This is a genomic window from Vibrio sp. M260121, assembly GCF_036533715.1.
In the GTDB taxonomy this organism is placed as follows: domain Bacteria; phylum Pseudomonadota; class Gammaproteobacteria; order Enterobacterales; family Vibrionaceae; genus Vibrio.
Genome location: NZ_JATABF010000035.1, coordinates 26,897 through 41,640, shown reverse-complemented (window position 1 = coordinate 41,640; position 14,744 = coordinate 26,897). Strand labels below are relative to the sequence as shown.

The 14,744-nt window shown below is 46.5% G+C and carries 13 protein-coding genes; 8 read left to right on the top strand and 5 right to left on the bottom strand.

The genetic code is table 11. From position 1 onward, the window contains the following. Positions 1–73: 73 nt before the first annotated feature. The 3 genes from QTO06_RS17805 (at position 74) to QTO06_RS17795 (ending at position 2,971) form a co-directional block, all read left to right on the top strand. The gene (locus QTO06_RS17805) at positions 74–424 is read left to right on the top strand and encodes a hypothetical protein (protein WP_331409179.1); all 351 of its coding nucleotides are present in this window, start codon (positions 74–76) and stop codon (positions 422–424) included. A gap of 22 nt (positions 425–446) precedes the next feature. Further along, positions 447–2,387, top strand: coding sequence for an alkaline phosphatase D family protein (locus tag QTO06_RS17800; RefSeq protein ID WP_331409178.1), 1,941 nt, complete (start codon positions 447–449; stop codon positions 2,385–2,387). Between the two features lie 143 nt (positions 2,388–2,530). Further along, positions 2,531–2,971, top strand: coding sequence for a tellurite resistance TerB family protein (locus QTO06_RS17795; RefSeq protein ID WP_005433825.1), 441 nt, complete (start codon positions 2,531–2,533; stop codon positions 2,969–2,971). Between the two features lie 201 nt (positions 2,972–3,172). Here QTO06_RS17795 and QTO06_RS17790 read toward each other — a convergent pair whose 3' ends face one another. Together QTO06_RS17790 and QTO06_RS17785 are read right to left on the bottom strand one after the other, a co-directional pair. Beyond that, the gene (locus tag QTO06_RS17790; RefSeq protein WP_331409177.1) at positions 3,173–3,703 is read right to left on the bottom strand and encodes a 3'-5' exonuclease; all 531 of its coding nucleotides are present in this window, start codon (positions 3,701–3,703) and stop codon (positions 3,173–3,175) included. A gap of 82 nt (positions 3,704–3,785) precedes the next feature. Continuing rightward, complete coding sequence (locus QTO06_RS17785; protein ID WP_331409176.1) at positions 3,786–5,327, bottom strand: sensor domain-containing diguanylate cyclase; 1,542 nt, start codon at positions 5,325–5,327, stop codon at positions 3,786–3,788. A 286-nt stretch (positions 5,328–5,613) separates the two neighbouring features. Here QTO06_RS17785 and QTO06_RS17780 point away from each other — a divergent pair, with 286 nt between their 5' ends. From QTO06_RS17780 to QTO06_RS17770, 3 genes are read left to right on the top strand one after another with little or no spacing between them, the layout of a single operon-like run. Beyond that, positions 5,614–6,246, top strand: a complete 633-nt coding sequence (locus QTO06_RS17780) for a DUF2760 domain-containing protein (RefSeq protein ID WP_005442696.1) — start codon at positions 5,614–5,616, stop codon at positions 6,244–6,246. After that, the gene (locus QTO06_RS17775; protein ID WP_331409175.1) at positions 6,246–8,210 is read left to right on the top strand and encodes an Hsp70 family protein; all 1,965 of its coding nucleotides are present in this window, start codon (positions 6,246–6,248) and stop codon (positions 8,208–8,210) included. The genes QTO06_RS17780 and QTO06_RS17775 overlap by 1 nt, the downstream gene beginning before the upstream one ends. A 55-nt stretch (positions 8,211–8,265) precedes the next feature. Next, a complete protein-coding gene (locus tag QTO06_RS17770) occupies positions 8,266–11,076 on the top strand; it encodes an Hsp70 family protein (RefSeq protein ID WP_331409174.1) in 2,811 nt (936 codons plus the stop codon). An 85-nt stretch (positions 11,077–11,161) separates the two neighbouring features. On the opposite strand, the gene QTO06_RS17765 is transcribed toward QTO06_RS17770, so the two are convergent. Beyond that, positions 11,162–11,356, bottom strand: coding sequence for a hypothetical protein (locus QTO06_RS17765; protein WP_005433953.1), 195 nt, complete (start codon positions 11,354–11,356; stop codon positions 11,162–11,164). A gap of 86 nt (positions 11,357–11,442) precedes the next feature. Here QTO06_RS17765 and QTO06_RS17760 point away from each other — a divergent pair, with 86 nt between their 5' ends. Beyond that, a complete protein-coding gene (locus QTO06_RS17760; RefSeq protein WP_331409172.1) occupies positions 11,443–12,129 on the top strand; it encodes a DNA-3-methyladenine glycosylase I in 687 nt (228 codons plus the stop codon). Positions 12,130–12,219: 90 nt separating this feature from the next. Here the strand turns inward: QTO06_RS17760 and QTO06_RS17755 are convergent, their stop codons facing one another. Both QTO06_RS17755 and QTO06_RS17750 read right to left on the bottom strand, forming a co-directional pair. Beyond that, positions 12,220–13,197, bottom strand: a complete 978-nt coding sequence (locus tag QTO06_RS17755) for a Gfo/Idh/MocA family protein (protein WP_331409171.1) — start codon at positions 13,195–13,197, stop codon at positions 12,220–12,222. Between the two features lie 11 nt (positions 13,198–13,208). Then, on the bottom strand, positions 13,209–13,496 hold the full coding sequence (locus tag QTO06_RS17750) for a putative quinol monooxygenase (protein WP_045451982.1): 288 nt from the start codon (positions 13,494–13,496) through the stop codon (positions 13,209–13,211). Between the two features lie 103 nt (positions 13,497–13,599). Here QTO06_RS17750 and QTO06_RS17745 point away from each other — a divergent pair, with 103 nt between their 5' ends. Further along, positions 13,600–14,475, top strand: a complete 876-nt coding sequence (locus QTO06_RS17745) for a LysR family transcriptional regulator (protein WP_331409170.1) — start codon at positions 13,600–13,602, stop codon at positions 14,473–14,475. Positions 14,476–14,744 lie beyond the last annotated feature (269 nt).

Sequence of the window (14,744 nt, the reverse complement as noted above, 5' to 3'; positions counted from 1 at the left end):
CGTCAATGAGATTTAGATTTTTGCCAGATTCACCGATACAATAAAAAACCAATGACCAAAGCCGCAGTTTATCGTGAAAGCATCCGAACTCATCTCCATAATCAACAACTTGCCGGAAGGTAGCGACCCCAATATCGTGATGGGTGAAGAATGGCTACCCGAACGCTTGGAAAGCACCACTCTTGATGGTGACATGCTGTTTATGCATTTCGATAACGCACCAGAAGATGGCCAAGGCGAAGAAGAAGGCCGTGGTTTTGTTGACCATGAAATTGACTTGATTCGTACTCGCCTAAAACAAATCCTTGATGAAGATAGCGATAGTGCGTCAAAAGCCGATGCCATGTTAGGTTTGTTTCTGATGGGACATGAACTTAGTAGCTCGCAAGTTATCGAAATACTCGAAGAAGATTCAGAACACTGATTCAAAATATTAAGGAACCGCTTTGCCAACATCGCTCAACACCAACGAACTTTCCTCTCTTCCTCTGATTGTTGCCGGTCCGATTTTAAGAAAAGTCACCGCAACGGAAGTGAACATTTGGTTGGTGACCACGCAACCTCTCGAAGGCTTGGTTGAAATCAGCGATGCAACCACTGGGGCGCAATATTACTCTCAACCAGTATCGCCAGAGCATCGATTACAAGTCGGTAAACGTGCTTGGGTTTGCATGCTGACGCTGCAAGGCGAATTTCCTACCCACCGTGCACTGCGTTATCAGCTCCATACTCAATCCGGTTTGTTAACCGAGTTGACGCCCCATCTTACCTATGGCGAAGATAAGCAATCAGCACAAGGTGTAGAATTCTTGATCAGCGAGAAAGCTGATTATGTATTGCACGGTTCTTGTCGTAACCCACATCATTTCAGTAAGGACACACTCGTCCAAGCAGACTCAAAAGTTGCTAGCCAGCAGATAGAAGACCGCCCAGATATGCTGATCATGAGCGGCGATCAAATCTATGCCGATCATGTGGCGGGGCCAATGCTGGACGCCATCGAACAGTTGGTTGAGTTATTGGGCTTACCCGATGAAGAGTTCGAACAAGCGCCGATTAAAAACACGCAAGAGCTGTATCAAAGGCCAGATTGCTTTTATGGCCGAGATAACATTCTGCCCCACTACGTCGACGATGGAAGCTTACTGAGCAAGTTCTTACCTCATCGTGGCACACCCATCTTCAGCTCGCGCGAATGTGAAAACCATCTCATTAGTTTTGCCGAACTGTTTGCGATGTACCTACTCGTTTGGTCTCCAGTGCCTTGGACGTTAGTCAATCGCGAGCGTTTGTTGGATAGAAAATTCACTACGGGCGGAAAAGCTCTAGAGCCCAAATGGCAGCAGCATTGGCGTGACGAGAAAGTTCACATCGATGCTTTTGTTGAAGGTTTGGATAAAGTCCAACGTTTGCTCGCTCACGTTCCTACTTACATGATCTTTGATGATCATGACGTGACCGACGATTGGAATCTCACAGTTGGCTGGGAAAAAGCAGCCAATGAGAACCTCTTCTCGCATCGCATCATCGGTAATAGCCTGATCGCTTACTGGCTGTGCCAAGGTTGGGGAAACGCGCCAGAAAAATTCAACGCCCCATTTATGGGGCATGCGCGCCGCTACTTTGAAGAACTCACTTCAGAATCCCAAGACGAGTTCATTAAGTACCTCTATCGCTTTGAAGATTGGCACTACACGATTCACACCTCACCAAAAGTGGTAGTGCTGGATACGCGTAATCGTCGCTGGCGTTCAGAATCTCGTATGAACAAACCGTCAGGCTTAATGGATTGGGAAGCCTTGATTGAATTCCAACAAGAGTTGATGCATCAAGACAAAGTGATCATTGTCTCTGCCGCGCCCATGTTTGGTGTGAAGTTTATTGAAACGCTGCAACGCATCATGACGGGCTTTGGTCAGCCATTACTGATTGACGCAGAAAACTGGATGGCGCACCCCGGCAGTGCGAATACCTTAATCAGTATTTTCACTCACACCAAGACACCAACTAACTTCGTGATTCTCTCTGGTGACGTGCACTACTCTTTCGCTTATGACATCAAGTTGCGCTTTCGCCGCAATAGTCCAAACATCTATCAGATCACTTGCAGTGGGATTAAGAACCAATTTCCTGCACAACTGCTGAGCGCATGTGATGCTATGGATCGCATGTTGTATAGCCCTCGCTCACCATTGAACTTGTTCACAAAGCGCAAGCGTTTGAAGATTTTTAAACGCGCCCCAAGCAATTACAATTTCTACCGATTAGTGAACCAAAGTGCGATTGGCGAGCTGAGACTAGATGAAGATGGAAAGCCAAGTAATATCAGTATTTTAACAGGTGAAGGTGACTCAATATATTTCCCTCCAACACAAGTTGAGGAATAAATCAGCGCTTTTGCGGTCAAACAGAGTATTGAGCAAAATCACCTTCTCAATCGTATGAGTTCTTGATCAAATTGCTTCAAGACCTTGAGATTTTCTCGAACCATTACCATCTTAAATAAATAGATAACAGCTTGGTGTTTAACATGTTTAATTCGCTTACTTCATTATTTAAACAACTTATTGAAGGCTCAGACCTTAGCCAATCCAACACACTGTCACCCAATATGGCGATAGCATGCTTGCTTTGTGAAGTGGCGGGTGCAGACCATCAAATCGATGAAAGAGAGCAAGCAACTAAACGTTCTCTGATCATGAAATTACTCTCATTGACGGAAGAAGAGACCAACACCCTCCTCGCTCAAGCTCAAAGCAAATCGAGTGAGTCGACTTCCCTTTATGACTTTACATCTCAGCTGCGTGAGCTTTCTCAAGAAACCCGCTATGAGCTCATCAAGAGTATGTGGGAAGTAGCGTACGCTGATGGAGAAGTTGATCCACTGGAAGATGCCGTAATTCGCAAAACAGCGGAGCTACTCTACGTCGACCACAGTGACTTTATTCGAGCGAAGCTGCAATCTCAGTAAAGCAGCCTCAGGATAAGTAACAACCAATAAAAAACGCGCTACATGAGCGCGTTTTTTGTGTCTCTATCTTGGATTCAGCCTAAACAAATCGCCTTCCTTCCAGAGCCAAGCCAACATTGTTGTTATCTATTAATAACTAATTTAGTACTGGCTTATGACGAGAAGACTGAATTCCAATGAAAGATTGATGAAAGCCTAGGTTTACAGCATGGTCAGTGCAAGTTTCGCTAAGTTGTACGCATCCACGTAACCCGAATGCTGGCGGCCTTCCCACTCAATACCTTTCGCTTCTTGCGCCGCTTTATGGCCAATACGTTTGTCTTTAAGACGGTTTTGAATGCGGTACAACGTCGCTAGGTTAATGAACTCGGTAAATGGCGCATCAAGGCCTTTTTGTTGGCACTCTTCAAGCAAGATAAGGTCATCACGTCCCCATGATGCGTAAATCTTATTGCGGCCGCCGAAGTTCTTCAGCATCGATTTAAGTACTTCTTCTAGTGGTCGGCCTTGCTTTTCAATCTTACGCGGTGTGATGCCCGTTAACTCGGCGCAGAACAAAGACACTTCATCGTGTTCTGGTTTCACGTAGTATTGCGCTCGCTTTACGATTTCACCTTTCGACAAATCTATTTCAGCCAAACCAACTTCAATGATTTCGCCCGTGCGACCCACGCCGTTTTCATTCCAGCAGCACATTTCTAAATCGAAGCAGACGATACGGTTATGGTTCATAGTTTGTCTTGATTCCTAACGCAAATTTGAAAGCGTGAGATTCTACCGTAACCAATCTCAAAACTCGAATTTGCTCGCTGAATTAATCGCCGATCGATACAGAGTTTCGACCATTTTCCTTACTTTGGTAGAGCTGCACGTCCATTTTGTGGAATAAACTCTCAGGATCTTCATCTTTGTGCACCGCAGCACCGATGCTTAGCGAACAAATGATTGGCGTACTTTCGTAGTCAAACGGAGAGCTCGCCACTATCCCACGTAGCTTATCCAAGTAGACGGCCAACTCTTCTTTATCCGTCACTCGCGATAAAATGCAGAACTCATCACCACCGGCGCGGTAAAAGCGGTCACCATCAAGCAGATTTGCGTTCACCAACTTGGTTACGTGCAATAACGCTTCATCCCCGGCCAAATGCCCATATTTGTCGTTAATAAGCTTAAAACGGTCAATATCGAAGCCCACTAGAGAGAACTTAATGCCACTATTAATGTAGTGCAGTAAGTTATCGTTAAATACGCGTCGGTTCAGTAATTGGGTCAACGGATCCAACTCTGCCATGCGTTTTAGCTCCACCGTTTTATTGTCAAGCATCACCGCAAGGCGTTCCTTCTCCCGCGACTGTAGATTAACGATATAGCTAATCAAGAAGGCGATAACCAAACCCGCGATGCCTGTACCATACAGTACTGAACGCTCCCACGCAGATACGGATTCAGAAAGTTTAAACTCGATGACCCAATCTCGGTTTGGCAAATGAATAGTACGGCTGATGATCTTACCGTTTAAAGCGTCCCAGTTTTCACTCTTAAACAACAGAGGATCGTCGTAAGCATCAAACCCCTTATCTTCAACCTTGACGGACATATCCAGTTCCGTTGCCGTCTTTGTGATCAGTTGATCGAAGTAAGCCGTGCTGCGCACTACCCCAACAACGACACCAAGCAATTCTTGTTTGTCGAAGCTGAATACTGGGTGATAAACCAATAAACCGGTTTTCTCTAATGACTGGTCGTAGCCATCTTGCAATAGACGAACTTTGTCTGAAATGTTGGCTCTGTCATGAGTGATGATGTCATCTAAGATCAACTCAAAACGCAGACGTGAGGAATAAAAGCCAAGCAAAGACAGGTTGGTTGCGGTTCTTGGATAGATATCGGTCGCCACGTAAGCAGGCGCATCGTCTTTAAGGATGTATCCGAATGTCTTCTCGCCATCCTTGGGTACAGTAAAAATCTGAAAGTCTGGGAAAGTTTGACGTGTTTTGGCGAGGTAACTTTCTAACTCACTCGGCTCAACACGTTGCATCCATTGTAAAGCAATCAAACTCTCTGAGCTGCCCACTACTTGCTTCGCATAGTAAGGAAATTGCGTCCAGTAAGACTTATCAACGGAGTGAAAAAAGTTCGCACCCGCACCGATGAACTCAAGATCGTTTTCTACGGCAAGTTTTAGAGATTCCGCTTGGCGGTCAGCCAAGGTATCAAAGATGGTCATGGTGTAACGCTGTTGAATTTTGTAAGCAACACCAACCATGCCAGCGGTAACGATAATGACCGTAATAAAGGCTACAATAGAAGCAGAATATCGTTTGAAAATGCTCTGTTGAGCCGTGCTATATGTCATTTCGTGTTCCACGTTTTTTGCGTGCAATGCTTCGATAATGATGGAAATACTGCGCCACATGTGGGTAAACATCAAGCAACAACGTTTGCCGCTCCGTCTAATCGTTGATTTTTCATGCTAATCATGCGGTATATTCACGAATTATTACAGTCTTAAGCCTTGAATATGCTACCATCCACCATCATTTTAATGTCTAAACTTGGTGCAGGTCGCAAAGACGATCCTTTTAGTAAACACATGAGCCAATACTGAGCACCAATAAATCAATAGAAAGAGAAAAAACGTCATGAACATTGATTTGAACCTAATTCCTCAAACGTTCGATATGCTGCATGCTGGTTTGGCAGCTTCGAGTGTTTTGCTTCTTCTGATCGCGGTATCGCGCAAATCAAAAGTGGTCGAGAAAGTGGTAGAAAAACCGGTCGAGAAAATCGTCGAGGTTGAGAAACCAGTTGAGAAGATCGTTGAAGTAGAAAAAGTAGTGGAAGTAGAGAAAGTCGTAGAGCGTGTTGTAGAAGTTGAATCAAAACTTGCAACAGCATCAACGGACTCTGCAATGCAGCTGCTTTCTATCATGCAACAAGAAGCTCGCCTGATTGACTTCCTAAAAGAAGACCTAACGTCATTCTCTGATGAAGAAGTAGGCGCAGCTGCTCGCGTAATCCACACTGGCGGTCAGAAAGTACTGAACGACTACGTGACGCTAGCGCACGTTCGTAACGAAGACGAAGAAACTCGTATTACGGTTGAAGAAGGCTTCAACCCACAAGAAATCCGCCTAACTGGCAACGTAACAGGCAGCGCGCCATTCAACGGCACGCTAGTTCACAAAGGTTGGAAAGCAACATCAATGACGTTGCCTAAACTGGCTGAGAACTACGATGCATCTGTGATCGCTCCAGCTGAGGTTGAGCTGTAATGGAACACATGAACCAAGAAAACCATTCTCAAGAAGCGTCTGTTGAAACTCAACAGACGCCTAAATTCAGTGTTGGTATCGACTTAGGTACAACACACTGTGTCATGTCTTTTGTTGATACTCACGACGAAGATGCTCGCGTTGAAGTGATGCCTATCCCGCAACTTACTGCGCCGGGCACGGTAGAGACTCGCAGCCAATTAGGCTCTTTCCTTTACCAGCCGCACGAGCACGAAATGAACCCGCAATCACGCGTTCTTCCGTGGTCGAGCGAGCCAAAAGCTCTGGTTGGTGCAATTGCACGTAACCTAGGTTCAAAAACACCGATTCGTCTTGTTGCAAGTGCGAAATCTTGGCTTTGCCACGCAGGTGTGAACCGTCGTGATGCTTTCCTGCCAGCAGGTAGCCCAGAAGAAGTGGAAAAAGTATCCCCTCTTCGCGCGACAGAGCTTTACCTAGAGCACCTAAAAGATGCTTGGAATCACACGAATCCAAATCACAACCTTGCCGATCAAGACGTGACTATTACGGTCCCTGCTTCTTTTGATCCTGCTGCTCGCGATCTAACTGCAGAAGCAGCACGCAATGTTGGTTTTGTGCACCTAACGCTTCTAGAAGAGCCACAAGCTGCACTTTACAACTGGATCGATAACAGCAACGACAAATGGCGCGACGAAGTTGAAGTTGGCGACATCGTACTTGTGGTCGATATCGGTGGTGGTACAACCGACCTTTCTTTGGTTGAAGTAACTGAAGACGACGGCAACCTAACTCTGAACCGCATCGCGGTAGGTGAACACATCCTACTTGGCGGTGACAACATGGACCTTGCACTTGCGTACCGCTTGAAGATGAAGCTAGCGCAAGAAGGCAAAGAGCTACAGCCATGGCAAGTTCAGGCAATGACACACGCATGTCGCGACGCAAAAGAAGCGCTATTGAACGACAGCGAACTTCTGTCAGTGCCAATCGTAGTACCAAGCCGTGGCTCTAAACTGCTTGGCGCAACGCTGAAAACAGAACTGACTCAAGAAGAAGTACAACAAACACTGGTTGACGGCTTCTTCCCTCAAGTTGCGATTACTGACCACCCTGTTCAACGTAACCGTGGTGCACTAACGCAAATGGGTCTGCCTTACGCACAAGATGCAGGCATTACTCGTCACATTGCTGCGTTCTTGTCTAAACAAGCCAATGCTCTTTCTACTTCAGGAAATGGCGCAGAAGCAGCAGCTCAAGATTTCAACCCATTCGCTAACATGCCTGGTATGCCAGGTGCGGATGCAGCGCAATCAGCTGACTTCATCAAGCCAACCGCAATCCTATTCAACGGTGGTGTTCTGAAATCGAAACTTCTAGCAACTCGTCTAGAAGACACGATCAACGAATGGCTAATTGAAGCAGATGCTGAAATGGCAAAACGCCTAACAGGTGTGGATCTAGACCTTGCAGTTGCTAGCGGTGCGGCTTACTACGGCTCTGTACGTCGTGGTCAAGGCGTTCGCATCCGTGGTGGTATTGCTTCGGCGTACTACGTGGGTATCGAAAGTGCAATGCCAGCGATTCCGGGTATGGCGCCTCCAATGGAAGCACTTTGTGTTGCGCCATTTGGTATGGAAGAAGGTTCAAGCGTTGACGTACCAAGCCAAGAGTTTGGTTTGATCATCGGTCAGCCAGTTAACTTCCAATTCTTCGGCTCAACGGTTCGTCGTGATGACCTAGCAGGTACTCACCTAGACTACTGGGCACCAGAAGAGCTTGAAGAGCTTCCAGAAATCCAAGTAACGCTGCCAGTATCTGAAGGTCGCCGTGAAGGTGAAGTGGTTCCGGTAACCCTAGCCTCTCGCGTGACAGAGCTTGGTACGCTTTACTTAGAAGCCATTGCCGCTGATAACGGTCAAAAATGGCATGTTGAGTTCGATGTGCGCGAAGACGCGAAAAGCAACTCAAACGAAGAAGAATAAATAGAAATCAAACGGCATCCAATCGGGTGCCGTTTTTAAATACACGAAGGTTTGTATGGCATCTCCTCGTTTTCTTGTTGGTATTGACCTTGGCACCACAAACACTGTGGTGGCGTACTGTGAAATCACCGACAACCTTGAACAATCCGAAGTATCCCTATTCGACATCGACCAATTGATTGGTCCGGGTGAAGTGGTTCGTAAGCCACTGCTGCCCTCTTTCCGCTACCACCCTGCGATTGGTCAAATATCCCCTTCTGACCTGACACTTCCTTGGGAAAACGAACCTGTATCTGGCGACATTAGTAATGTGATCGTGGGTGAATGGGCTCGTGAATTAGGCGCTAAGGTGGAAGGACGTCAGGTATCCAGTGCTAAAAGCTGGCTATCACACCAAGCGGTGGATCGTAGTTCTGATATTCTTCCTTGGGCTGGCGCGCAAGACGTGGACAAAGTCTCTCCCGTCATTGCCAGCGCAAGCTACCTCAACCACATTCGTCAAGCATGGAACTACCGTCACCCTAGCAATAAGCTAGAAGACCAAGATGTGGTTGTGACCGTTCCAGCATCGTTCGATGAAACCGCTCGTAAGCTTACGCTTGAAGCCGCTGAGTTGGCAGGTTTGAAAAAAATCGTCCTGCTCGAAGAACCACAAGCCGTATGTTACGACTGGTACGCACGCCACCAGCAAACCGCAGCTGATGAGCTCAAAGAGTTGCCACTGATCCTAGTGTGCGATGTGGGTGGTGGTACCACCGACTTGAGCTTGATTGAAGCAAGTTTCTCTTCTCAAGATGAGTTAGCCCTTGATCGTATTGGCGTTGGCGAACACTTGATGCTTGGTGGTGACAACCTCGACTTAGCACTCGCGCACCTTGCGGAAAGCCGCTTCAATCAGAGTAAGAAGCTCACTGCAGCAAGCCTGACTAAGCTGATTCAACAAACGCGTAAAGCGAAAGAGAACCTGCTTTCAGCGAATGCACCTGAAGAAGTGAAAATCACTATGCTGGGCAGCGGCTCAAAACTTCTTGGCGGAACAAAAAGTATTGGGCTGAGCAAACAAGAAGTGCACCAAATCGCTTTAGATGGCTTCTTCCCACTTTCTGATTTCAGTGAAGTACCAGACAAACGCCGCAGCGCCGTTGTTGAGTTTGGTCTTCCATACGTCGCTGACCCTGCAGTGAGCAAACACGTTGCCGAGTTCTTAACGACGCATCAGCAAGTGTCTCGTGCCGCTCTTGGCATTGAAGACGACAAACAAAATGCCATTCCAGTCGGTTTGCTACTCAATGGTGGTGTATTCAACAGTGAACTTGTGACTGAGCGTGTCACTACCCTACTTTCCGATTGGCGTGGTGCTCCGGTTACGGTATTAGATAACCCGCATCCAGATTGGTCTGTTGCACTGGGTGCCGTTGCGTTTGGTAAAGCGCGTCGTGGTGCACAGCTAAAAATTGGTGGTGGTGCAGCCCGTTCTTACTTCTTGCATCTTCAAGAAAAGAACAAGATGGGCAAAGCGCTCTGTTTGCTTGCAAAAGGTACAGAAGAAGGTCACGAGATCCGCTTAAGTGGTCGTCGCTTCTCGCTTACCCTAGGTGAACCCGTTCGCTTTAACCTGCTGACTTCTACCCACGACACCTTAACCAATAACATCACTATTCAAAACGGTGTGATGGTTGACGTTGATCCGGACTTGTTTGCGCCTCTGCCGCCTTATATCACCACCCTTGAAGGTGAAGGTGCCGAACTGCAAGCCAACCAGAAAGAGCGCGTAGAAGTGCAACTGGCGTGTCAGTTGACTGAAGTCGGCACGCTTAAGATGGAATGTGTCAGCGCAGAAGACGACAACAAACGTTGGGAGCTGGAATTCGAAGTTCGTAACAAGCAAACCGACGACAGTGAACAAGTTAAACTTCACCCTAAGTTGAACGAATGTAAGGAGCTGATCGCTCGCCTTTACAGCGGTAATAAAAAAAGCGCGGAAAGCAAAGAGATCAAAACCTTAGCCAAAGATCTTGAGAAGAAACTTGGCAAGCGCGACGAGTGGGATTTCACGACCCTACGTCAACTGTTCGATACCTTTGCACAAGGTCGTAAACGTCGTCGCCGTTCTGAACAACACGAGAAAAACTGGCTTCGTTTGGCAGGTTTTGCACTGCGTCCGGGCTTTGGCGATCCAACCGACTCATGGCGCATTGAACAAGTTTGGGGTCTCTACCAACAAAACATTCAGTTCAAGAACCATCAAGGTTGGACTGACTGGTGGGTGTTCTGGCGTCGCATCGCAGGTGGCTTGAGCCAAGAGCAGCAAGAGACCATCTTGGCGGACATCGCGAAATACCTACACCCTGGCGCGATGAAAAACCCACAATCCGCCAAAGCGGCACAAGACATGGGTTATGAATCCATGGTTCGATTAGCGGCATCGCTTGAACACCTAGAAGTCGAAGACAAAGTTCTATTGGCAACGTGGTTCTTGAGCAAAGCCATCAACCACAATCAGTTCGAACAAGCGCACTGGTGGGCAATGGGTCGCTTGGCATCACGTACGCCTTTATATGGCAGCCAGCACAATGTCATTCCTCGTGAACAAGCGGAACAATGGTTACCTAAGCTGTTGGAACAGAACTGGCAGAAAGAGCCAATGATCGCTTTCGCAGCCGTAATGATTTGTCGTAAGACGGGCGACCGCCTATTCGATATCTCAGACGACTACCGTGAACAGGTACTGGCTAAGTTGAAGCAAAGCAAGGTGCCTGAATCTTGGGTATCGCTGGTTGAAGAAGTCAAAGAGCTTTCTGAGAGCGAATCGAAGCGTATCTTTGGTGATGCACTACCAAGTGGTTTAACGCTGGTACACAACTAGGTGCCCATACTTATAAACGCAACAAAGCCCTTCTCGTGAAGGGCTTTGTTTTATCTGATTCTACTTGCAGACCAAAGACAACTCGTTAGTTCATTTCCGTATTGATTACCACATCACGCGTTTCATTATCCATATCAGTGATGCCGACAACTGAGAATTCACGGTCAGATAAATTCTCAATCATGCTGTCTTCTAACCCACCGTCCGTCATCCACGCATAGAATTTTTCTGCAATACGATCCGAACCTTCCCCGACAAACGTTAATGTGACCTTCTTCATTTGTGACACTCCATCAATTTACGATTCAGCCACTTAAGCGTAGTATGTTTCGCAAATATCGACATAAACTAGGACTAACTTCCTTTATGAGTATCGAGAAATTTGATGCGATTTATCAGCGTGCAGCCGAGCGCAAAGGCGGCGAAGATCAACTTGAAGCACTTTTGTCTCACCCACTAAGCAAAGAAGAACTGGCAACGATTCCCGATGACCGTTGGCTAGCGGCATTTTCGATGAAGGTGTTCCAATGTGGGATTTCGTGGAGCGTGGTTCGCAACAAATGGCCGAACTTCGAAGAAGTATTCTTCGGATTTAAGATTGAGCCGTTGTTGATGCTGTCAGACGAGCAATGGGAAACCAAAGCAACCGACAAACGCATTATTCGCCACCTCACCAAAGTCATGTCGATTCCTGCCAACGCTCGTATGATCCACGAAGCAAAAATCGAATACGGATCTTTTGGCCAAATGGTCGCAGATTGGCCACAAGGAAAAGTCACCGACTTGTGGGCATATTTAAAGAAAAAAGGGAATCGCTTAGGCGGAAATACTGGCCCTTACACACTGCGTCAAATGGGCGTTGACACTTTTATCCTGTCTAGCGACGTTGAAGCTTATCTGCGTAATTGCAAGATCATTGAAGGTGGCAAAGATACTAAGAAATCGCTCGACGCAACTAACAAAGCCTTTGTTCAATGGCAGCAAGAAAGCGGTAGAAGTTTGACTGAAATCAGTCAAGTCATTGCATTCAGCACTGGCGATAACCGCATTTAATCCAGACTGAACACAAAGTAAAAACGGCGCACTGATCATTGTTAGTACGCCGTTTTTATTTTCATTGGTCTATTTCACCTAAACACAGGCTTACTTTGAAGCCAGTGATTCCCACTCCGTCAGTAGCTGAATGATACGGTGAGAATCGTCCCATGTTGCACAAGGGTTCTCTAACGAGGTACACCCTGCTTCAACCGCTTGGCGAATATTGCGCACTTGATAGTAAAAAGCATCCCCTGCCGCCGGAACAGACACTTCACGCTTCGACGTCTCGTAAATTTCCACACTAAACTGGTTATCTTGCGTTGGTAGCCATGGATTCGAGTCTAACGTAATACAGCCTTTGCTACCCAGGATGGTGAATTGGTGTTTCAATCCGTGATCTTCGGCGGTATGCACGCTCGCCGTTTGTTGCTCACCGAATTGCATCATCAAGCTCGATTCACAGATATTCCCATCGTTACCTCGTCGACCAATCGCCGTCATAGAGCGGTTTCCAAAGGCTTGTTCACCCAACATGGTTTTCACCACCAAGTGCACCAATGATATTGGGTAGCAACCTAAATTATACAAAGCACCTTTGCTGTCTGGATTAACAAACTGCGCAATCGACGCAATATAAGAAGTATGGATGGAGCGAAGTTCACCGATCTCTCCCGATTTAAGCACCGAAAGTAACTCGCTGATCAACGGGTGATGCAAGTACATCAAGCCTTCAGCAAAGAACACCTTGTGCGCTTCTACTGCTTGAAGTGCCAGCTCGGTTTTTTCCATATCTACCGACAGTGACTTTTCACACAGGATCGCTTTCCCCAGCTCCGCCGCTTTGACAATAAAGTCATGATGAAGGTGATTTGGCAATGCGATATAAATAATGTCGACTTGCTCATCGGCAATCAACGCATCGTAATCGTTGAACGTGTTTTCGATGCCATATTGCTCAGCAAATACCTTTAAGTTTTGTTTCGAACGCCCAGCAACCGCGTACAGTTCACTCTTGTCATCGCCTTGGATTGCCTCAGCCATGACACCTGAGATAAAGCTTGTGCCTAAAATGCTCCATTTCATGTTCACTTCTCCTATTGAGCTTGGGTTTCGAATGCTTGAACTAACTCCGCCATTTCAGCCGCAATAAACGCTTGTGTATGCGGCATAGCAAAATGCGCTTCAATCGCGGCGCGGCTTTCATATCGCTCCCAAAGAATCACACGTTGTGGTTCTTTCGAATCGTAGGTCGCATTCGCTTGCAAACATCCCGCTTCACTTTGCATATCAAGGCAAAATTGTTCAATGGCTTCAATCACTTGTTGTCTTGGTTTATCAGCATTCATTTTCAGTTCGGCGGTAACAAAAATCGTCTCACTCATGATGGCTCTCTTTCTCCATTCTTAATCATTTCGCCACTGTAATTAACCTCATATGATTGATAAACTCTGCTTTAGTTATTTCTTTATCAACTCTGGGTGTGCAATGGACAAATTAACAAGCATGAAAGTTTTTGCTTACGTGGTCGAACACGGCAGCTTTCGTAATGCCGCACACCACTTTGATATTTCACCGACCATGGTTGGCAAGCACATGAGCTTTCTTGAGCAAAGCTTAGGTACACAGCTGATTCATCGCACCACGCGCAAACAGTCCCTGACCGAAGCCGGTAGACTCTACTACCAAGAGTGCCACCGCATTATTGAAGACATCACCAACGCAGAGAACCTGATCCAGACGCTGATCAACCGTCCAACCGGAACAGTAAAAGTTAACTGCCCTGTCACGTATGGCAAAAAGGTCATTGCTCCTATCGTGGCTGACTTCTTAGCAGAATTTCCCGATTTGAACGTCGAGCTGATGTTGGACAACAATTTGATTGACCCATATCGAAGTGAAGCTGATGTGATTATTCGAATCGGTGAGTTGGTCGATTCGTCGTTAGTCGCGAGAAAATTGGGTGAATACCACATGACTTACTGCGCCTCACCCTCTTACCTTGATCAACATGCCCCTATCCAATCGCTTGATGACCTTGGACATCGTCATTGTTTGGGGTTTCAGTATCACCAAGGAGAAAGCCAACAAGTGGTGAACATGCCATCTAATACCTTTGGAAACAGCAACACCCGATTAACGTCTAATAATGGCGATGTACTTAAGTTTGCCGCGTTAAAAGGCTCTGGTGTTCTTCTGCAACCAAAGATCTTAGTTGAACAAGACATCCAATCTGGCACATTGGTGGAAATTCTCCATCAACATACTCCCAAGCCAAAGCCGATCCACCTGCTTTACCGTTCAAAACAGCTTTCCCTTAAAAATCGTACCTTCGTCGAATTTGTTCTTTCTGAGATGAACTAACCCACCTCTCGTCGCCAAAAAGCCGATTTCATTTACCATGACAAACTTCTCCAGTGCGTTAGTGATACAAATGCCACATTCATCAAAGGGAATTCTCGATTGAGGGCATCATGTTCCACGCCTTATTCCAACACGTATTTCATCTCTTCTTATTGAGAAAAAGCTTACTTTTTGTGTGAGAATGAATGAGTTTCTCCTGCAATTTTAAGCAACTTGTTTTATATATTAGAACCGAACCATTCATCGCATAACTTCATTCTTTTTCAATA

What these genes read in the sequence shown, in the direction of transcription:
- QTO06_RS17790 (WP_331409177.1), bottom strand. Translation starts at nt 3,703, where the DNA reads ATGAACCATAACCGTATCGTCTGCTTCGATTTAGAAATGTGCTGCTGG.
- QTO06_RS17750 (WP_045451982.1), bottom strand. Translation starts at nt 13,496, where the DNA reads ATGAGTGAGACGATTTTTGTTACCGCCGAACTGAAAATGAATGCTGAT.
- QTO06_RS17775 (WP_331409175.1), top strand. Translation starts at nt 6,246, where the DNA reads ATGGAACACATGAACCAAGAAAACCATTCTCAAGAAGCGTCTGTTGAA.
- QTO06_RS17780 (WP_005442696.1), top strand. Translation starts at nt 5,614, where the DNA reads ATGAACATTGATTTGAACCTAATTCCTCAAACGTTCGATATGCTGCAT.
- QTO06_RS17785 (WP_331409176.1), bottom strand. Translation starts at nt 5,327, where the DNA reads ATGACATATAGCACGGCTCAACAGAGCATTTTCAAACGATATTCTGCT.
- QTO06_RS17745 (WP_331409170.1), top strand. Translation starts at nt 13,600, where the DNA reads ATGGACAAATTAACAAGCATGAAAGTTTTTGCTTACGTGGTCGAACAC.
- QTO06_RS17770 (WP_331409174.1), top strand. Translation starts at nt 8,266, where the DNA reads ATGGCATCTCCTCGTTTTCTTGTTGGTATTGACCTTGGCACCACAAAC.
- QTO06_RS17755 (WP_331409171.1), bottom strand. Translation starts at nt 13,197, where the DNA reads ATGAAATGGAGCATTTTAGGCACAAGCTTTATCTCAGGTGTCATGGCT.
- QTO06_RS17795 (WP_005433825.1), top strand. Translation starts at nt 2,531, where the DNA reads ATGTTTAATTCGCTTACTTCATTATTTAAACAACTTATTGAAGGCTCA.
- QTO06_RS17765 (WP_005433953.1), bottom strand. Translation starts at nt 11,356, where the DNA reads ATGAAGAAGGTCACATTAACGTTTGTCGGGGAAGGTTCGGATCGTATT.
- QTO06_RS17760 (WP_331409172.1), top strand. Translation starts at nt 11,443, where the DNA reads ATGAGTATCGAGAAATTTGATGCGATTTATCAGCGTGCAGCCGAGCGC.